This is a genomic window from Wolbachia endosymbiont (group B) of Rhopobota naevana, from assembly GCF_947250615.1.
Classification (GTDB): Bacteria; Pseudomonadota; Alphaproteobacteria; order Rickettsiales; family Anaplasmataceae; genus Wolbachia.
Genome location: NZ_OX366333.1, coordinates 1,665,264 through 1,683,555, shown reverse-complemented (window position 1 = coordinate 1,683,555; position 18,292 = coordinate 1,665,264). Strand labels below are relative to the sequence as shown.

At 34.4% G+C, this 18,292-nt stretch carries 20 protein-coding genes; 6 read left to right on the top strand and 14 right to left on the bottom strand.

The features are described from left to right. Positions 1–16 precede the first annotated feature (16 nt). Positions 17–508 carry a hypothetical protein gene (locus OOL01_RS08110; protein ID WP_264686782.1) on the top strand — a complete coding sequence of 164 codons (492 nt, stop codon included), beginning with the start codon at positions 17–19 and terminating at the stop codon, positions 506–508. A gap of 85 nt (positions 509–593) precedes the next feature. Further along, complete coding sequence (locus OOL01_RS08105) at positions 594–1,058, top strand: hypothetical protein (protein ID WP_264686781.1); 465 nt, start codon at positions 594–596, stop codon at positions 1,056–1,058. 78 nt (positions 1,059–1,136) lie between these two features. Here the strand turns inward: OOL01_RS08105 and ccmE are convergent, their stop codons facing one another. The 11 genes from ccmE to OOL01_RS08050 form a co-directional block, all read right to left on the bottom strand. Further along, positions 1,137–1,529, bottom strand: a complete 393-nt coding sequence (ccmE, locus tag OOL01_RS08100; protein ID WP_010404099.1) for a cytochrome c maturation protein CcmE — start codon at positions 1,527–1,529, stop codon at positions 1,137–1,139. Then, on the bottom strand, positions 1,513–1,650 hold the full coding sequence (locus OOL01_RS08095; protein WP_007302385.1) for a CcmD-like small membrane protein: 138 nt from the start codon (positions 1,648–1,650) through the stop codon (positions 1,513–1,515). The genes ccmE and OOL01_RS08095 overlap by 17 nt, the downstream gene beginning before the upstream one ends. After that, positions 1,647–2,492 carry a biotin--[acetyl-CoA-carboxylase] ligase gene (locus tag OOL01_RS08090; protein WP_264686780.1) on the bottom strand — a complete coding sequence of 282 codons (846 nt, stop codon included), beginning with the start codon at positions 2,490–2,492 and terminating at the stop codon, positions 1,647–1,649. Before OOL01_RS08090 ends, OOL01_RS08095 begins: the two co-directional genes overlap by 4 nt. Positions 2,493–2,518: 26 nt before the next feature. After that, entirely contained in the window at positions 2,519–3,760 is a 1,242-nt protein-coding gene (locus OOL01_RS08085; RefSeq protein WP_264686779.1) for a hypothetical protein, read from the bottom strand. 48 nt (positions 3,761–3,808) lie between these two features. Next, positions 3,809–5,197 carry an NADH-quinone oxidoreductase subunit N gene (locus tag OOL01_RS08080; RefSeq protein ID WP_264686778.1) on the bottom strand — a complete coding sequence of 463 codons (1,389 nt, stop codon included), beginning with the start codon at positions 5,195–5,197 and terminating at the stop codon, positions 3,809–3,811. Then, positions 5,194–6,636 carry a complex I subunit 4 family protein gene (locus OOL01_RS08075; protein ID WP_264686777.1) on the bottom strand — a complete coding sequence of 481 codons (1,443 nt, stop codon included), beginning with the start codon at positions 6,634–6,636 and terminating at the stop codon, positions 5,194–5,196. Before OOL01_RS08075 ends, OOL01_RS08080 begins: the two co-directional genes overlap by 4 nt. Positions 6,637–6,639: 3 nt before the next feature. Next, entirely contained in the window at positions 6,640–8,496 is a 1,857-nt protein-coding gene (gene nuoL, locus OOL01_RS08070; RefSeq protein ID WP_264686776.1) for an NADH-quinone oxidoreductase subunit L, read from the bottom strand. Between the two features lie 4 nt (positions 8,497–8,500). After that, positions 8,501–8,809 (bottom strand): NADH-quinone oxidoreductase subunit NuoK, encoded by a 309-nt coding sequence (gene nuoK / locus OOL01_RS08065; RefSeq protein WP_264686775.1) that lies wholly within the window; start codon positions 8,807–8,809, stop codon positions 8,501–8,503. Beyond that, positions 8,800–9,387: an NADH-quinone oxidoreductase subunit J gene (locus OOL01_RS08060; RefSeq protein ID WP_264682695.1), complete on the bottom strand. Its 588-nt coding sequence runs from the start codon at positions 9,385–9,387 to the stop codon at positions 8,800–8,802. Before OOL01_RS08060 ends, nuoK begins: the two co-directional genes overlap by 10 nt. 65 nt (positions 9,388–9,452) lie before the next feature. Continuing rightward, a complete protein-coding gene (locus OOL01_RS08055; RefSeq protein WP_264686774.1) occupies positions 9,453–10,004 on the bottom strand; it encodes a hypothetical protein in 552 nt (183 codons plus the stop codon). A 224-nt stretch (positions 10,005–10,228) separates the two neighbouring features. Continuing rightward, positions 10,229–10,792 carry a hypothetical protein gene (locus OOL01_RS08050; protein WP_264686773.1) on the bottom strand — a complete coding sequence of 188 codons (564 nt, stop codon included), beginning with the start codon at positions 10,790–10,792 and terminating at the stop codon, positions 10,229–10,231. A gap of 170 nt (positions 10,793–10,962) precedes the next feature. Between OOL01_RS08050 and OOL01_RS08045 the strand changes: the two genes are divergently transcribed. Next, complete coding sequence (locus tag OOL01_RS08045; RefSeq protein WP_264686772.1) at positions 10,963–12,876, top strand: ATP-dependent helicase; 1,914 nt, start codon at positions 10,963–10,965, stop codon at positions 12,874–12,876. A gap of 42 nt (positions 12,877–12,918) precedes the next feature. Here OOL01_RS08045 and OOL01_RS08040 read toward each other — a convergent pair whose 3' ends face one another. Together OOL01_RS08040 and OOL01_RS08035 are read right to left on the bottom strand one after the other, a co-directional pair. After that, the gene (locus OOL01_RS08040) at positions 12,919–13,674 is read right to left on the bottom strand and encodes an alpha/beta hydrolase (RefSeq protein WP_007302377.1); all 756 of its coding nucleotides are present in this window, start codon (positions 13,672–13,674) and stop codon (positions 12,919–12,921) included. Position 13,675: 1 nt separating this feature from the next. Continuing rightward, positions 13,676–14,200 (bottom strand): c-type cytochrome, encoded by a 525-nt coding sequence (locus OOL01_RS08035; protein WP_007302376.1) that lies wholly within the window; start codon positions 14,198–14,200, stop codon positions 13,676–13,678. Between the two features lie 299 nt (positions 14,201–14,499). Between OOL01_RS08035 and ruvA the strand changes: the two genes are divergently transcribed. From ruvA to OOL01_RS08020, 3 genes are all read left to right on the top strand, one after another. Continuing rightward, complete coding sequence (ruvA, locus tag OOL01_RS08030; protein ID WP_007302375.1) at positions 14,500–15,072, top strand: Holliday junction branch migration protein RuvA; 573 nt, start codon at positions 14,500–14,502, stop codon at positions 15,070–15,072. After that, positions 15,069–16,058, top strand: coding sequence for a Holliday junction branch migration DNA helicase RuvB (gene ruvB / locus OOL01_RS08025; RefSeq protein ID WP_007302374.1), 990 nt, complete (start codon positions 15,069–15,071; stop codon positions 16,056–16,058). The genes ruvA and ruvB overlap by 4 nt, the downstream gene beginning before the upstream one ends. 268 nt (positions 16,059–16,326) lie before the next feature. Continuing rightward, positions 16,327–17,547, top strand: a complete 1,221-nt coding sequence (locus OOL01_RS08020; RefSeq protein WP_264686771.1) for a hypothetical protein — start codon at positions 16,327–16,329, stop codon at positions 17,545–17,547. A 294-nt stretch (positions 17,548–17,841) separates the two neighbouring features. Here the strand turns inward: OOL01_RS08020 and OOL01_RS08015 are convergent, their stop codons facing one another. Continuing rightward, a complete protein-coding gene (locus OOL01_RS08015; RefSeq protein WP_139686762.1) occupies positions 17,842–18,135 on the bottom strand; it encodes a GIY-YIG nuclease family protein in 294 nt (97 codons plus the stop codon). Positions 18,136–18,292 lie beyond the last annotated feature (157 nt).

The following is an 18,292-nucleotide window of genomic DNA, read 5'->3' as shown; positions in this document are numbered from 1 at the left end:
TAGTAGGTAACTTATTATGAGTAAAAACAATGTAGAATTATATTTTAATGAAAAGATTTCAGACCAAGAGAAATTAATGGAACTTACGGTCCCGAGTTTTGAAAAACTAGATTTTGTAAAACCAAGGATAAATTCAATACAAATTGATAATAAAGACAAAAATGCTGATACTAAGAAGTTAGATTTTGATATAACTAAGCCACTGGACAAAATACCTTTAAACCAAATGAAGCCAACAAACGTAGGTATAACATACCTTAAAAAGGTTTATGATGGCTTGATAGAAAGTATTGATAATCATAACAAAAATTTAAACAGTCAAATTACAGATAGCATAGTAAATCCACTGTTAACAACTATAACAAATATAGGGCAAAATACAACTAAAATAAACGCTCAACTTCAAACTCTTAAAAAGGATCTTCAGGGATTTCGTGATGATCAGCCAGGCATTGCAGAAGCTTCCATATTCCCTCATGCTACTGGCGAAGAGAATGGGTTGCTTTAATAAAAAAGGTAATAGCCTGATATCAGACTGTTACTCTTTTCGCATGCTATTTAGATATAGCTGAGTTAATTTTATAGGAGTTAACATGAGTAACAACAGTAAACAAGAAAGCGAAAATAACTTTGAAGCAATAAACCAAATGAGCGATTTCAACTTTAAAAAAATAGACGATATAGAAGTTGCAGTTAAGCCCACAAACTTTGAGGACGTTAAAAACAAGATTGCATCGATTTATTACGTCAATCAAGTTATGGATAAGTTAGTCTGCGATTTAAACGAGAAGTTTGTTTCGGGCTTGCGTGTCTCAATTATGGACAACATAGCACAACTTCGAGGAGAGTCTCTTGATATGAGTAAAGCATTGGCTAATGGTTTATCTCATTTGAATAAGTTAATTCAGCAGGATGGATTTATTGATAATAATCAAAACTACAGAACATGGGCAGAAGAACTTGATCACCTAAGGGGCGAAGTTGAAGGATTAAAAGCAGCAATAATTGACCATAATAACGTAGAATGGGAAGCACCAACTCACTCTGATATATTATAGTAGTTAGGAAAGTAACAGCTTGCTAGCAGGCTGTTGCTTTCTTTCACATACCATTTCAATACAACTGAATTAGGAAATCTATTTTAGGACTTTCGGCTTATAGTTCTCATCATGTTTTGCAAACACCGTATCTGCAAGAAAAGTACTATTATCAAACATTTTACCTTGCACAACAACACCACTTTTTTCTGAAAACATTGGTGGAAGTATTCCCTGATATTTCACCACAACGCTTTTGTTAAAATCTGTCATCTGAAAAACTACTTCACTTTCGCTCCGTATCACGCTCTTTTCAACAACCATTCCACCAACACGGATTGGCTTTTGATTATTTGGCAAGACTATGGCTTCACTTACTGTATAGAAAAATGAGATATTTTCTTTGAGCGTTGTTAAAATAAAAAAAACTGCACAACTTAAAAAGCAGAAAATTCCTGAAGTTATAAGTAATCGCTTATGTTTCTTCTTCATTATTATCTTTCAGGCTTTCTAGAATTTTTTTACTTTTAGTATAGCAAGAAACGGTAAAAATCAAATTTCCACCAATCAGTATGAAACTAATAAGGTAAGCAAAAATTACATATGTATTCATAATGCATTGCCAATAAATAACTCACCTGCATCAAAATAAATTGAGCTTCCATCCTTTTGCTGCAACACCAATTTACCACTTTTATCTATATCAGCAAAAATTCCTTCATACAATTTGTCAGCTAACTTTACACTGATTTGCTCATTCATTTTGAATGCTTTTTTTAACCACATTTCTCTTATAGCATAAAACCCATCAAATAGCCATTGCTTTCTTAGCTTATTAAAATTTATTATTAATTCCTTTAATAGATCCATGTTAGACACAGATTCACCGTAATTGCTAATGCACGTTGTGCCTGGAAGTGGCGCATGATTGACATTAATTCCAATTCCTATAATGAGCCAATTTGAATTAGATTTTTTTTCAAGCAATATTCCGCTTATTTTCTTGCCATCGATTAGAATGTCATTTGGCCATTTATGTTGAAGATTGAGATCGTTTATGAATTGATCTCTTGTCATCCCAGTGCTTTGACACTGGGATCCAGAAGAAAAAGTATGGATTCCAGTGTCACGCATTGGAATGACACCGCAGTGGGTTTGATTATTCAAGAAATTTAACGATAATAAAGTATTTCCAACAGCAAGAGCAGTCACAAAAGTCAATTCTGTCAATTTGCTGACATCCGTTTCTTGGTTAATTATCAAACTCGCATAGAGATTACCCTCTGGAGAAATCCAGCTTTTTCCAGTGCGTCCCCTACCTTCTGTTTGTTTATCAGCAATAATGACAGTTTCATTAGATATCCCTTTCTCAATTAAACCCAATGCTTCTTTATTAGTACTTGGAACTTCTTTGTAATGATGAATATGAAAGCCCTCAAATGTTTCAGGGATCATTTTCTTAATTGTATCAAAAAACTCTCTTATCCAGAAAAACTGTTGCCACGGCTAGCAGAACTTGATAATACAGGTGATTGCATACTGCTATATGAAGCCCTATTTTCATTTACGTCATAGGGCATTGCTTCAGGACCGCTGTTAACATTTGTTTCAGTAAGTGGAAATTCCCGTTCGTAATTAGGAGCTTCCCCTGCATTCTCAGAAAGTCTAGTATAATTTACTTCATAATCAACGCTATCAAAAATTTTTTTATTTACATCATATAAAAGCTCCTTCTTTGGTTGAAAAGACTGCACTGATGGATTGTCACTTCCTAAACTTGCTTGTAGCCTATCTGGTTCTTGTATTGAGCTCTCAAAGTCACTGCCCCAAGAAATATAACTATCTGTCATACTAGCTTGTGTTTCTCTCCACCTAGCTTGTGTTTCTCTCCACTTCGATTTCACCTCACTTAAACTCATCGGTAATATCACATTCAGATTTGGAAGTGATTTGGATCTACGTAAATTATTCTGTCTTGTTTTTTGAAATTCCTCAAATGCAGCCTTAAATTTCAAGAGCGAATTCGAATCATCTAATATAGCTCTAAGCGCTAGGGAAAGTTGCTGTGAAGTTAGAGATTGCTCTGGCAGATTCGGTGGAAGTGACATATTTTCTTGATAATTTTTAATGGAATTACTACCATCTTCCAAATTGTTGTGCGCACCCATGATTATCGATGGCAAGCTAGGAAATGATTCAAATTGATTCATGCTATTCAGAGGCGAGTTAGTTTCTGGATATGATGGCAACGATTCCTCTGTTTGGTTAGCTTGCTGATCAGCACCTTTAACCATAACGTTTTCAGGTTGCGGTGTTTCTGTTTCTTTCACTGGATCATCAACTGGTGGTTGTTGTGGAATAGGAATAACCGACTTTTCAGGCTCTTGCGAAAGCAACGGTGGCGTAAGAATAGGCACAGCTTGCTCTTTTTCTTGTACTAGACTTTCTCCTTCTTCTTCATTTTTACTTCTTGGTTCGCTACTAACCTTATTAGATTTACCCTTACTGCGTATGGCGGAAATAGTAAATGCTGCTAATGTAATTACTGAAACTAATGCAGCAACTACAGAAATGGCAAAAATTGCCAGAGGAGCTGTAGAGATTACAATACCAAATTTAATTGCTAAAGCAACATAAGGAAAATATAAAACAGTTACAGTGCTCGATCCTCCTAGCAAGAGAGCGGCAATTGAAAATTTCAAAACAGTTTTTCTTTTACTCATTTTTCACCACAAAATATTAATTAATCACTAATTATAAACACTAAATTGTTAATTTGTCAATGAATTAATCAATGAGTAAAGATCTTCTGCGTACAAGAAAAGAACGAGATTGATCAGTGAAGCCACTGAAGTGATAATGAATAGACCCTTAGAATAAGCAACCTTATTACCACTAGCTTTATCAAAATACATAACTTTCATGATATTTAAATAATAGTAGCATGATATCACACTCGCTGTTACAAGAATCAAAGACAGGCTGATAAAGCCAGAATTTATTAAACTTTTGAATATAAAAAATTTAGCGATAAAACCTGCAAGTGGAGGTATTCCCGACATCGAGAGTAATAGTATAGAAAGATGGAATGCTAAAATTGGTTGCTTTTTTCCTATACCAGATAAATTTGCAATATCACAATCATCATCGTCAATTTGTACGAGATATGAGAATAGCCCTATGCTTGTGATGATATATATCACCAAATACATTAAGGCACTATCTGTTCCTGCTTGTGTAAAAATAGAAAGTGAAGCAAATATAAAACCAATGTGACCAATTGAACTGTAAGCAAACAGCCTTTTTAAGTTTTGCTGACGCAAGGCCCCAAAAGCTGAGATAAGCACAGACAATGCTGAAACGTATAAGAAAATAGGCTGAACATAACTTTTTACATTTACTAACTCTTCATTCATCAATCGAATTAAAAATGTTACAAGTGCAGCTTTTGGGGCCGTAGAAAAAAACGCAGTTACTATTGTAGGTGCACCTTGATAGACATCTGGAGCCCACATATGAAAAGGAGCAATAGCAAGCTTGAAACACAAACCAATAAGGATAAAAACTAACCCAAAAACTATTCCATAAGTTATCTGATGGTTTTGCAAGAATGAACCGAGCTCAGAGAAATTGACTTGTCCTGTATATCCATAAAGCAGCGACATTCCATATAGCATAATGCAGGAAGATAGTGCACTAAGTGTAAAATATTTCACTCCTGCTTCACATGAATAAGCTGAATCTTTATTAAAGCTCGCAAGAACATACAAAGATATACTCATCAACTCAAAAGCTAAATAAAAAGAAATCAGACTATTTGCTGAAACCAAAGTTATCATGCCAAATAGCGCAAAAAGAATCAGTATTGAAAATTCATATTTATAGTCATATTTTGATAAATTCAGCATCAAAAGTATTAAAATTCCTGTGCTGAGAATTAACCCTTGGGCTGACCTGATGTATAAATTGAGTTTTAACAACGAATTAAAGAGAAAAATTTCATTGTTTTCTGCCGAAATAATTAAAATAATCAAAGTTACCACTGTGCAGCCAAGTGCTAATAAGTTGATAGTTCGGCGGTTAAATATAATTCCAAGCAGTAGCAACACTAACGAGGAGATAATAGAGAACATTTCCGGCAATATCTGTATATAATTCATAGCGCATTATATTTGACTAACAAATTTGCCATACATGGCTTCAAATAATTCAGTGCAAGGGTTGGGTAAAATCCAAGCAAAATAACAAACACTGCAAGCAGAATTAAGACAGAAAATTCTATGCTATCCAAACGGTTATTTAATAATTTAGAATAGCTAACCCCCCATATTATTTGCTTACATAAATTCAGCATATAAACTGCGCTTAAAATAGTGCCAAGTGCGATAAATCCTGTAAAAAACCCTATGCTCTTAAACATTCCAACCATAGCCAAAAACTCACCTATGAATCCAGATGTTCCAGGTAGCCCTATTGAAGCCATTGAAAATAAAATGAACATAAAACCAAATTTTGGCATTGTGTTTACTATGCCAAAATACTTTGCAATCTCCAAAGTTCCAGTTCGAGTATATAGCATTCCAACACACAAAAATAAAGCAGCAGAAATAAGGCCATGACTAATCATTTGAAATATGCTACCCAGTACTCCTTCCTCACAAAATGAAAAGAGGCCAGCGGTAACGATCCCCATATGTGCTATTGAAGAATAAGCTATTAACTTCTTTATATCATCTTGAGCAAACGCAACTAGAGAAGCATATATCACCGCAATAATGCTCAGCACAACAACGAAATTTGAAAAATACAAACTTGCCTGAGGAAGCATTGGAATAGAAAACCTTAAAAATCCATATCCCCCCATTTTAATAAGCAAGCCAGCTAAAATCACAGACCCAGAAGTTGGTGATTGCACATGTGCATCAGGAAGCCAAGTGTGAAATGGAAACATCGGTACTTTTATTGCAAAAGAAATAAAAAATGCAATCCACAGCAATGACTGCACTTCAAGATCAAGGCTTGGCACTAATGTAGCTAATTTTTGTATACCAAACGTTCCAAAAACACTATAGATGTATACTAACCCCAGTAGAAATAATAATGAGCCAGTTAATGTATAAAGAAATAACTTAAACGTCGCATATATCCTTTGCTTCCCTCCCCAAATGCCAATAATAAAGAACATTGGTATTAAGACAGCTTCAAAAAACACATAAAAGCTTATAGCATTCAGTGAAACGAAAAAACCGACTACAAAACTCTCAAGCAGTAGAAATAATGCCATATAGGCTTTTAGGGTCGTATAACTCATTTTGCAATTATAGAGCATACAAATAACAAACAAGAAAGTTGTAAGCAGAAGGAAAAGCAACGATATTCCATCCACCCCTATTCCAATATCTCTTACTGGATAGCTGACAAACTGAAAGTCCGCATCGTTATAATCAAATTCTATACAAGCTACAATGCTAAGCAAAAATGGAAGTACAGCAAAAAATAGGGCAAGGAATCTTAAGTGTATAGATTGATGATTAATCCTGATTAAGGATAAAATCAACGCTCCTATCAGTGGAAGCAAGAATATACTAAGTAACAACACCTTCTATTTAATTCCAATAATATATAAAGCACCGATTATTAAAGTAACAAACATAATAAATGCATAATCAAATATATAACCAGTTTGTAACTTTATAGAATTTTTTGAACATTCATTAACCAACCTTACAACACCATTTGGTCCAAATGAATCAATAGCCTTAACATCAAACTTCCATAGAAGCCTAGATATAAACCTTATCGGTGCAATTATAACAAACTCATATACCTCATCAAAGTACCATTTATTCTGCAAAAACTTAAGTAAAAATTTACTCTTAATTTGCCTAATTACTTGATATTGGTAAATTAGGTACGCAAGTGCTATTCCACTTAGGCTTGCTAAGGTTGGCAGTAGTTTTATAAAGAAATTATGAACTCCATGCTCATCAATCATCACTAAACTTGATTTCCAAAACGCATTACTAGTTATGTTCAAAATATTTGCTCCCCATATTCCAGAAAATACTGATCCAAAAGCGAGTATCAGTAATGGTATAAGCATAATCTTTGGTGCCTCATGTATATTAATTTTACTTTGTTTTTGGCTGTGGAACACAAGAAGCAATAACCTCCAAGAGTAAAACGCTGTGAAGAATGCAACAACTAAGCTTATTACAAAAGCAAAGCTATCCGTGCTATAAGCATGTTCAATTATCAAATCCTTTGAGTAAAAACCTGCAAATGGAAATATTCCAGAAAGCGCAAGAGATCCAATCCACATGAGAGTATAAGTGCAAGGGATTTTCTTCCAGCAATTTCCCATTTTCTGAATGTTTTGCTCATGATGCATTGCATGAATCACATTGCCAGCACCAAGAAATAGTAGAGCTTTAAAAAAAGCGTGTGTCATTAAATGAAAAATAGCAACATTGTAAGCAGAAAGCCCACATGCCATGAACATATAACCAAGTTGACTGCAGGTTGAATAAGCAATTATTTTTTTTATATCGTTCTGAGTAATCGCAACCGTAGCTGCAAAGAAAGCAGTAAGTGCCCCAACAATAACTATTAATTCTCGTGCCACATTTGATAGCTCAAATAATGGAGAACATTTTGCTACTAAAAATATACCTGCTGTTACCATCGTTGCTGCGTGAATGAGTGCAGAAACAGGGGTTGGCCCTTCCATTGCATCTGGCAACCAAACATGTAAACCAAGCTGTGCAGATTTACCCATACAGCCAATAAAAAGTAATATGCATATTATATGAGTTACTTTGAATTCACAGCAGAATGCTCTAATGTTCTGTGTGCCAAGAAGATCAGTTGTATCAAAAACTTCAGTAAAATTCAAAGAGTGAAATGTATAATAAATAAGAAAGATTCCAATCAATAGTGCAAAGTCTCCTACCCTATTCACAACAAATGCTTTAATTGCTGCATTATTTGCAGAATATTTTTGGAACCAAAATCCTATGAGTAAATAAGAACACAGGCCAACCCCTTCCCAGCCAAAAAAAAGCTGCACGAAATTATCGCTTACAACCAGCACAATCATGCAAAACGTAAATAGCGATAGGTAAGAAAAAAACCTCGACTTCCCTTTGTCATGCTCCATATAACCGATAGAATAGAGGTGGACTACTAGTGAAACGGTGGTAATGACAATAAGCATTAAGGATGAGAGAGCATCCACACTAATTGCCCAATTTACTTTTAATACACTTAATGAAAATAGAGGAAATAAACTTAAGTGATAATTTTCAGAGAAGGTGAGAAAAACATACCAAGATAAAACTGCAGATATTCCAATCCCTGCCGTTGTAACTAACTGACTAAAAACATCTTTTTTAAAAAGTGCTGCAAATAGCGAACCAAAGAGTGGCAAAAATACTATCAATTTCAGTATATCCATCATACTTTCATTCTTTCATTAAGTTCGCTTGTTCAACATCTATATTGCCACGGCTTCTATAATATACAACCAATATTGCAAGCGCAACTCCTGACTCTGCTGCCGCAACAGTCAACACAAACATCACAAAAATTTGCCCAACTATATCATTCATAAAGGCAGAAAAAGCAACTAAATTGATGTTAATCGCCAGCAATAATATTTCTATTGATAACAGTATGTTGATTATGCTCTTACGGTTGATGAAAATACCACACACTCCAATAGTGAACAAAACAGCAGCAATTATCAAAAAGTGATTTAATCCTATTTCCATTCCACTCCTTTTCCAAATTTAGCCTTAATCAATTTTACAGATGAAGATTGTGTCAATTGCTTTAACACGTTCTGTTTTCTAACTCCTTTTTTCTTTTCCTGCAAAGTAAGAGCAATTGCACCAACAATTGCAACAAGCAGCAGAATACCAGAAAGATGAAAAGCGTACATGTAGTCAGTGTAGAGCAAATTACCGATAGCTTTCACGTTATTGTTATTATAGTTTATAACATTGCTTATATTCGGTTCTGAACTGCGAATTACAAAGCTGATGATTAGAAAAAACACAACACATAATATAGCACCAAGAGTGAAATGCTTTGCAAAACCCTGATGCAATCTTATGTAGTCAATATCGAGCATCATAACTACAAAGAGGAATAACACTGCAACTGCACCGATGTATACTATCAGCACCATCATAGCAATGAATTCAGCTCCAAGGAGAATAAAAAGCACTGCAGAGTTAACGAAAGTGAAAATTAAAAATAACACTGCATGCACAGGATTCCTTACGCTAATTACACAAACAGCAGATAAGATGCTTAGAATTGCAAAAGAATAAAAGAAAAAAGGCATTGATACTTTAACTGCAACAATAGCTACTAACTTAAAGTAATTATTGCTGTAAAGTCAATATCATATTAAATATTTGAAACTCTACCCTTACTTAACCATTGAGGGGTAAGCACTTCTCTCAAGGCGGTCAATGTATCTATTTCTGGCTTTTTTTCCTTCTTTTTACTGACTTCTTCATAAATTTTTGCAATACCAAGTATTAATGCACTAATTACAGGGACTGCTATAAAGACTCCTCCAAGAACTGGATTACCTGTAGCACATAACATCACTCCAATTGCTATAAAACCGACAACAGCAACACCTAAAGCGCTATACATACCTGCATTATCATAAGGGTTTTGCAGTTCGTGAGAGGTTGTTTGTAATTGGCCACTATTCATATCTATTTTAGTGCCAGCTGAAGGAACAGCTAATCCTTCTGTTCCTTCACGCTTTAGTGGTTTACAGCCTCCTGGTGTAGGTTGGGTGCCTTGTAAATCATTCTCAGTATCGCCTGGAAAAGATTCCTTAGACTGCAAACTTACTTCTGCAAGTGCTGTTGTTTTAAGATTTTGATCTTGTGTTATGTTGATAGGAGGGCTTAGCTCTTTATATTGCTTTAATGATGGTTCCATGAGATCTTCAATGCTACCCAATATTTGTTTAAAATTTCCATGGTTAATCTTTAGCAATTCTTTTACACAATGTATCAGCTTCCATTCATGACTAGATTTTCCTAGTTCACTAGGGTTATCCCAAATATCACCTACAATACCATTATTGACTCTAATAAGCAGACTTACATGGATATCATGATTAAAGTTATTTTTTGAATGAATAATTAAATTCCTTAATTCTTTTAGCTTATTATCGTAAGCCTCTTCGTCATATTGTTTAGCTGTATTTTTATCTGAAGTAGCATAAAGAGATTGAGGGTTTTTTTACGCAATCTTTTAGTTCTTGTTTTTTTCTCGTATTTAATTTTAATGCCTTTTATAAATTCGTTGGTTTCTTCAGTCATTTTTATTTGCACCTTTTCAGCAAAATATCTGACCAATACAATATGACTTTTCATCCTATTTGACGCTCTAGATTTATCCTCATCAACATACGATTTTAACTCCTTTATAATCTCTTCAGGATTATTAAAATGCTTAGTTAGGTATTTGATAAATTTGAGGTCTGTTTCCGTATCACTTTTTAACCTCTTTTTATTTTTATCCTCTAATTCTTCGAGTTCTTTTTCTAACTCACTGATCTCTTTTTCTAACTCCTCTATAGCCTTGTGAAACTCCAGAGATATCAAGTGATCGATCCAGCCATACCAGTCATATTCAGATTTATCTTCTGATAGCTCATTGTGGTCTGCAAAACGCACTTTTCTTTGTTGTAATTGTTCTTGACCATTTAAATTAGCAAACATATTTATTATCTATTTACTATTATTAGTATATATTTCAATATTACCTAAAATTTTAACATTTGTCAATCCAGGCACCTACTGTTTGAAATAAACTGGAAGCAAGCAACAAAAACTTTACAGAGCGCAAGTAGTAAGATTAACTTACTGCAGCTATAATTTATAGGGCTACAATGAACGATTATCTCTCGCTGCTAAATCCAGAACAACAATCAGCTGTAACTAACATAGATGGACCAGTTTTAATACTGGCAGGAGCCGGAACGGGAAAAACAAGAACGATCACTTCAAGAATAGCGCACATAATTCGAAATGGCTACGCTTACTCCGATGAGATCTTAGCAGTTACATTCACGAACAAAGCAGCAAATGAAATGATATCAAGAGTGCTTGAACTTACGGGCACAAATATACCATGGCTTGGCACCTTCCACGCAATTGCAGCAAAAATTTTACGTTATCATGCTGAAATTGTTGGCTTAAATTCCAATTTCACAATCATTGGTGTGGATGATCAATTACAGGTAATAAAAAATATTATTAATGAAATCAGCCCTGATTACCTATCAGAAAAATGTAAGACCATTATGAATATTATTCAGCAATGGAAAGAGAAGTGTTTATTGCCGTCTGAAGTGGAAGATGTTCAATCATTTAGGCAAGTATATGTGACTGCACTCAAAGTCTATCACCAATATCAGGAAAGGTTGAAATTTCTTAACTCTGTTGATTTTGGTGACTTATTGTTATATAACATACAACTTTTTAATCAAAAGACCGAGGTTCTGTCCTACTACCAAAACAAGTTTAAATATATTATGGTAGATGAATATCAAGATACAAATGCAATACAATATCTTTGGCTAAAATACCTTGCAAAAGAGCACTCAAATATTTGTTGTGTAGGAGATGACGATCAATCGATATACAGTTGGCGTGGTGCAGAAGTTGAAAATATTTTGAAATTTTCCGATGATTTTAAAAATGCAAAAACCGTTAAACTGGAGTGTAACTACAGGTCAACATCCCACATACTTGCAACTGCATCATATGTTATCAATCACAATAAGACTCGCTTAGAAAAAAAGTTGTGGACAACAAACATTGAAGGGGAAAAGGTAAATCTAATAAAATTATGGGACGGGAAAGCTGAAGCAAGGTTCATAAGCGAACAGATATTAAAGCTCAATAAATACAGATTTAGTGACATTGCAGTGCTCGTAAGAGCGACTTTTCAAACTAGAGTGCTCGAAGAGTATTTTATAAAATATTCAATTCCCTATAGGATTATAAGTGGCGTAAAATTCTACGAACGTCAAGAAGTAAGGGATATAATTGCATATTTGAGGCTTGTTACAAATAATAATGATGATCTCGCTTTTGAAAGGATCGTAAATCGTCCAAAAAGAAGCATAGGAGCTACAACTCTAAAGAAAATATACACGACTGCTCAGGATAACAAAATTTCTTTTTTTCAGGCAGCAAAAATATTGGTTAATAGTGATCAAGTAACCGAAAGAATTAAACTCTCACTAAATGATTTTTTAAATAAAATTAAAGCTTGGGAAGAAATAGTAAGCGTAAAACCACTGCATGAATTTGTTAAAATCGTAGCAAATCAATCAGGATATATGGAAATGCTTGAGAATGAAGGAGTGACGGGTTTAGCGCGAATAGAAAATGTTAAAGAGCTCATTTCATCTTTGAAGAATTTTGACAGCACTATAACCTTCTTGGAGCATATTAGTTTGGTGATGGAAGTGGATAATATGAATAGCGATGACACTGTATATGTTATGACTCTTCATGCGGCTAAAGGGCTTGAATTCCCGTGCGTGTTTTTACCTGGTTGGGAAGAAGGATTATTTCCTCATCAAAGATCTTTTGAAGATAAAAATGGTAAAGCTTTAGAAGAAGAGAGAAGACTTGCATATGTTGGCATAACTAGAGCAAAAGAAAGGTTGATCATTTCATGTGCAGATAGGAGGGAAATTAATAATCAGTGGCAACCAATGCGCACTTCTCGATTTATTAAAGAATTGCCAAGAGAAAATGTTGAGGTGATCAAGAATAGTGCCTACTGTTGAAGCTATAACTGCAGCTCTTACGACAAACACATCTGAATTACTTCAATTATATATTTCTCCTGGCAAAAATTCTCTGATGGTCTTAAATAAAATTTTCAGTGAATGATTATCAGACATGTTGTGTTCTGCTGATTTTATTAAGTGTACTTCAACGTCTGTTGACTTAATTTTTTCAGCTAAATTCAATGAAGTTTGATAAGGAACATCTTTATCATTAATGCTATGCAATAAGCGCACAGGACAGTTTATATCTATTGCTTCTCTGTTTAAAAGAAGGTTCTTTCTACCGTCTTCGATCAGATTTTTAGTTATTTTGTATGCACAATGCTCCGAAGTAAAATCTATTACACCTTTAGAACCTAGTTCTTCTTTTTGCTTGCCTGACAATTGCTTGAATATCAAATCTTCAGTAAAATCAGGAGCAGACGATATGCCGATTAATGCTGCAATTTTTTCTGGAAATTGAAGAGCAGTGAGTAGCATCAGCCATCCTCCCATACTTGAACCTATAATTATTTGTTTATTGCTAGTTAATTCACTTATCACTTTAGCACAATTTTTTTGCCAATCACTTATTGTATAATCAGCAAAATCACCGCTTGAATTACCATGGCCAAAATAATCAAAGAGCACAAGTGCTATATCATTTTCTTGGCAAAATTTGTAAACGGCAGTTGCTTTAGTTCCATCCATATTGGATGCAAAACCACTAAAAAAAACTATAGAAGCCTTCTTTCCTTGTAGCTTTCGATATGCTATATGGCCATTACTTCCATCGAGTAATTTACAATAATTCATACTACTTTGGCAAGGCAACCGGACTATCGCTCATCGAACGCAAATAGCTGACTAGATCTGCAATCTCTTGTGGATTGGAAATGCCTGCAAATGCCATACGTGTACCTTTTATGTAGGCTTTTGGATTTTTTAAAAAAGCAAATAACTCCTCATACTCCCATTTCCCACCTTTTTCAAGTAGTGCTTTTGAGTAATTGAATGAGCTGCCAAGATGGGCCTTTTTATTTCCAACCACGTTCCATAAGTTTGGCCCCACTTTATTCATTCCACCTTTCTCAAAACTATGACAAGCTATACATTTTTTTGCTGCTGACTTGCCTTTTTCAAAGCTAGCATTCTGCATGAGCTCTCCAATATCAAGTGCCACTTGTTCAATCTTTTGTTGAGGCTCATTGCTGGCTGCTACTATTGTTTGGTGTTCAATTTTATAATCCTCTGGGTTGTAGAGCATATCAACTACATTACTAACTATCATAATTATTAATCCAGAAAGTAAAATCGATGCTGCAATCTTATTAAGCTCCATAGTTAATTCTTATCAAGTAATGTTACTTAAATTATGCAAATATTTTCGCAAACAGTAAACAATTACCTTTATTTCACCAAAGATAGAAATTTCTATTACTTAGCTAAGTTAGGAGACTGCAATTCTATTTCTATCGGAGTAACTTGTGGTTCAATTACATAATGATCTGGAATAACATATTAAAATAGATTTCCTGCAAACTTGTCTGCAATGATTGAAACTGGAACTACTTCTATAATGTTCGTTTGCTTGACCTAAGATTCAGGAGCATTTAAACTGAATTTTATAAAGTACTAGAAATGATAGGAAATCTAAGAGGAATAGTTGATGAGGTGTGTAGCGATCACATAATCCTGAATGTGAATGATGTTGGCTACATAGTATATCTTTCAGCCAAAACTTTAAGTGCTTGTTCAATTGGAAGTAGAGTAAAATTACTTATCGACACTTATGCAAATAGCAGAGAAAACGTTACTCAGCTATATGGCTTTATAAGTAAAGAAGAACAGCAGTGTCTGCGTTTATTAGTTAAAGTGAGCGGTGTCAGCTATAAAACCGCAATGTCAATTTTGAGCAAATTAACTCCAGAGCAACTGTTTTTGGCAATTATAAATGAGGATAAACTAGCACTTAAGGTGAGTGGACTTGGCCTGAAACTCATAAATCGAATTATTACTGAGCTGAATGGCAAAGTAAGTAAATTAGAGATAAATAACAATCATTTTCACTCAATTAGTGAAGATGCTCTTTCAGCTTTGATCAATCTTGGATATGAAAGAACAAAAGCTTATGATACAATAAAAAAAATAGAAGATGAATCACCAAACTTGGACACTAAAGATATTATTCGTATGGCGCTTAAAACAATATGAAGTCAATATCATGTAGTAAGGAATACTCTGAAGATGTACGTAATTTAAATATCCGGCCTGAGCAACTTGATGATTTTGTCGGGCAAAAAGACTTAATACAAAATTTAAAAGTGTTTATAAATGCTGCACAGACGAGAGCTGAAGCTTTGGATCACGTATTGCTCTATGGTCCTCCAGGGCTTGGTAAAACAACTTTAGCACAAATTGTCTCTAAGGAGTTAAGGGTTAGCTTTCGTGCAACTTCTGGTCCATTGCTTAGTAAAGCTGGGGACTTAGCTGCAGTGCTCACTACTTTAAATGCAAAAGATGTTCTATTTATCGATGAGATCCATAGATTAAATCGTAGCATTGAGGAAGTTTTATATACTGCTATGGAAGATTTTTGCCTAGATATACTAGTAGGTGAGGGCCCATCTACCAGAACTTTAAGAATAGATTTACCACCATTTACACTGATTGGGGCAACAACACGGCTTGGACTGCTTTCTGCACCGCTGAGGGATCGTTTTGGTATTCCCCTGCATCTTGAGTTTTATTCTTTTGAGGAACTGGTTGATATTATAAAAAGAGGTGCAAGAGTTCTTTGTGCTGAAATCGAAAAGGATGCTGTGCAGGAAATTGCCTGCCGCGCCCGTGGTACTCCAAGAATTGCTTTGAGATTACTCAGAAGAATAAGAGATTTTGTTGAAGTAAAAGATGATAAAAAAATTACCTGTGAAATTGCCGGTTCTGCACTATCAAAATTGGGTATAGATAAAATGGGACTAAATAAATTAGATATGGATTATCTGAGATTTTTGTTTAACACCTCAGGACCTGTTGGAATTGACACCATATCTATTGCACTATCTGAAGATGTTGGCAATATTGAAGAAACAGTAGAACCTTATTTAATCAAGGTCAGTTTTGTAAAGCGCACACCAAGAGGACGTGTTTTAACTGATCAAGCAAGGGAATATCTCAGCATTAATTCAGTGGTATGCTAGTATTATACTATATTTTATAACATTGTATAGTATTACATTAAACATTATAATATTCTTTTATTATATGATTTGCAGGTGTTTTAGAGGCAAATAAGAAAGTCTTCTGTTATAGTGAATATGTTCTTGAAAAATTACGTAATATATGCTAGGCTGTATATAGTATGAATGTAAAAATATCAATAATTTATTGATATTTTTTAAGATTAATACTTATTAAATACTTCATATTGTAAGATTGAGTTATTGTATTTTATAGACTTAAGATAAAATGGTAAAAAGCCTTCTAAACAATTATAGAAACAGTAATTCAATTAATGGAGAAAAAGCAATGAAAAATTTTTTAATCAATAACAACGAAGAGGACGGTAGCTCAATCTACATTAATCGAATCAGAGAGCAAGATCTCTCTGCAGAGCAGAAGCTCAATGAATTAAAAGGATTCATGGAGGAGCTTGCTAGGAAAGCTGAGCTCAAGAGAATAGAGCTTGAGCGTCAGGCTGCGAGTTGCATTGATGAAACATTATCTCAAGTAGAGCTACAGATACAAGATAATGAGGATTACTTTACTGATAATAATCAAGGGGTATTCGCAAATTTCTTTGAATCCCTCTTTAATCTTTTTGAAGTAAATGTAGATCCGAAAGTCTACAAAATGCTCAAGGAGAAGAAAGAGAAAAATCTGCTTCTTTCGATAATTAAGTTTTTGCGTGATAAGCTTAAGGAATTAGTTAAAAAGATCTTCAAAAAAGATTTAGATTTAAGTTGGGATAAAAGGCTAGACAAAGAGATAAAAGAATTGCAGGAGAAATTACTCAGCGGTGAGTTATCTCCTGAAGAAGAAATAGCAATACTCGAACGTTTGCAAGCGTTGCAAAATTTAAAATTGAAGCTTCAAACTTTTCTCGTGGGCTCAGTCATTGCAATGTTTGCAGAAATTTTTGCAGTTGATTTAGCAGCAGTAGTAGAGCAAGATGTAACTGAGGAAAAAAGAGACAAAAAAGCAGAAAAAACAGAATCAAAAGAAGTTCGTCAAGAAATAGAAACAAAAGTGAATGAAATCATACCAATTTCCCTATTTAATTTTTCATCTCAAGTTCCAATGCCAATTGTTCTAGACAAGCAAGAACGTGCTATTTTACCAAAGCCTATAGAAAAATTAGTAGACACTCTACCTAAACCTGTTATAAGTCACAAAAATAGTGAAGTACAAAAACTGGAAAAAATGAATAAAGAAAAGAAAGAAGCAAAAGAAGAGAAAACTGAAAAACCAAAATTAGCTGTCTGTCCACCTGCTCCACAGCAAAAGGAACACAGGAGAGTGAAAAGAAACAAAGAGAGGGATGCTTGTGGGAAGAAACACAAGAGAGCAGGATCTTCTGCTAAGAGTCAGCAAAAAGCTGCTAATGCTGCCGTGGAACTGCCAAGAGGATTAACTGATGATGTAAGAGTTGAAAACCATGCTTCTTCAGTCAAAGAGAGAGGTGTGTAAAGGTTCTCTCTCTTTTTTTCATTCCAGACTGGTTTTTTATCTGGATTCCAGCATCAAGTGCTGGAATGACATGACGGAATGTCATCTAAGTAGCTCTCTCTTGTCATTTCAGTAGCCCCTTTGATGTCATCCCAGTCTGGGATCCAGAGAACTTAGTTTAAAAGAGTTGTTATTTCAGTTTAGGATCCATTTTCTCTTCTAGATTCCAGACTGGAATGACACCGTCTTGAATGGAAGCCAGTGCCAACGATGCGCCATATTGCAATGTTCGTACAGTTGTGTACTCAGACACTGTCATCCAGACACAATTTCATCATATAAATCTTTCCATTCTTGATTTGTTTTTTCAATTAAGTTTATTTTCCATTTTCTCTGCCAGCTTTTTAGGAGTTTTTCTCTACTAATTGCTAAGTTTATTTCTTGAAATTCTTCAAAATAGACTAGTTTACAAACATTGTACTTTGACGTGAAACCAGAGATGGCTTTGCTTTTGTGTTCCCAAATTCGTTTAGTCAAATTTGATGTTATACCTGTATATAGGGTTCCATTGCGTTCACTTGCAAGTATATAAATATAATAACTTTTCATATATAATAAATAAGTTTACTAGATTCCAGTGTCAAGCACTGAAATGACATTAAAGGAGCTACTTGATGACACCAAAGAGGCTATTCTTTGATACCAAAGAGGCTACTTGAATGACAAGAGAGGAAGTACTGGAATGACATTGTCTTGAGTGCATAAT

Excerpts from the sequence above, each read along its gene's own strand:
- OOL01_RS08110 (WP_264686782.1), top strand. The coding sequence starts at position 17 with ATGAGTAAAAACAATGTAGAATTATATTTTAATGAAAAGATTTCAGAC.
- OOL01_RS08105 (WP_264686781.1), top strand. The coding sequence starts at position 594 with ATGAGTAACAACAGTAAACAAGAAAGCGAAAATAACTTTGAAGCAATA.
- ccmE (WP_010404099.1), bottom strand. The coding sequence starts at position 1,529 with ATGAAGAAGAAACATAAGCGATTACTTATAACTTCAGGAATTTTCTGC.
- OOL01_RS08095 (WP_007302385.1), bottom strand. The coding sequence starts at position 1,650 with ATGAATACATATGTAATTTTTGCTTACCTTATTAGTTTCATACTGATT.
- OOL01_RS08090 (WP_264686780.1), bottom strand. The coding sequence starts at position 2,492 with ATGATCCCTGAAACATTTGAGGGCTTTCATATTCATCATTACAAAGAA.
- OOL01_RS08085 (WP_264686779.1), bottom strand. The coding sequence starts at position 3,760 with ATGAGTAAAAGAAAAACTGTTTTGAAATTTTCAATTGCCGCTCTCTTG.
- OOL01_RS08080 (WP_264686778.1), bottom strand. The coding sequence starts at position 5,197 with ATGAATTATATACAGATATTGCCGGAAATGTTCTCTATTATCTCCTCG.
- nuoL (WP_264686776.1), bottom strand. The coding sequence starts at position 8,496 with ATGATGGATATACTGAAATTGATAGTATTTTTGCCACTCTTTGGTTCG.
- nuoK (WP_264686775.1), bottom strand. The coding sequence starts at position 8,809 with ATGGAAATAGGATTAAATCACTTTTTGATAATTGCTGCTGTTTTGTTC.
- OOL01_RS08060 (WP_264682695.1), bottom strand. The coding sequence starts at position 9,387 with ATGCCTTTTTTCTTTTATTCTTTTGCAATTCTAAGCATCTTATCTGCT.
- OOL01_RS08055 (WP_264686774.1), bottom strand. The coding sequence starts at position 10,004 with ATGGAACCATCATTAAAGCAATATAAAGAGCTAAGCCCTCCTATCAAC.
- OOL01_RS08050 (WP_264686773.1), bottom strand. The coding sequence starts at position 10,792 with ATGTTTGCTAATTTAAATGGTCAAGAACAATTACAACAAAGAAAAGTG.
- OOL01_RS08045 (WP_264686772.1), top strand. The coding sequence starts at position 10,963 with ATGAACGATTATCTCTCGCTGCTAAATCCAGAACAACAATCAGCTGTA.
- OOL01_RS08040 (WP_007302377.1), bottom strand. The coding sequence starts at position 13,674 with ATGAATTATTGTAAATTACTCGATGGAAGTAATGGCCATATAGCATAT.
- OOL01_RS08035 (WP_007302376.1), bottom strand. The coding sequence starts at position 14,200 with ATGGAGCTTAATAAGATTGCAGCATCGATTTTACTTTCTGGATTAATA.
- ruvA (WP_007302375.1), top strand. The coding sequence starts at position 14,500 with ATGATAGGAAATCTAAGAGGAATAGTTGATGAGGTGTGTAGCGATCAC.
- ruvB (WP_007302374.1), top strand. The coding sequence starts at position 15,069 with ATGAAGTCAATATCATGTAGTAAGGAATACTCTGAAGATGTACGTAAT.
- OOL01_RS08020 (WP_264686771.1), top strand. The coding sequence starts at position 16,327 with ATGGTAAAAAGCCTTCTAAACAATTATAGAAACAGTAATTCAATTAAT.
- OOL01_RS08015 (WP_139686762.1), bottom strand. The coding sequence starts at position 18,135 with ATGAAAAGTTATTATATTTATATACTTGCAAGTGAACGCAATGGAACC.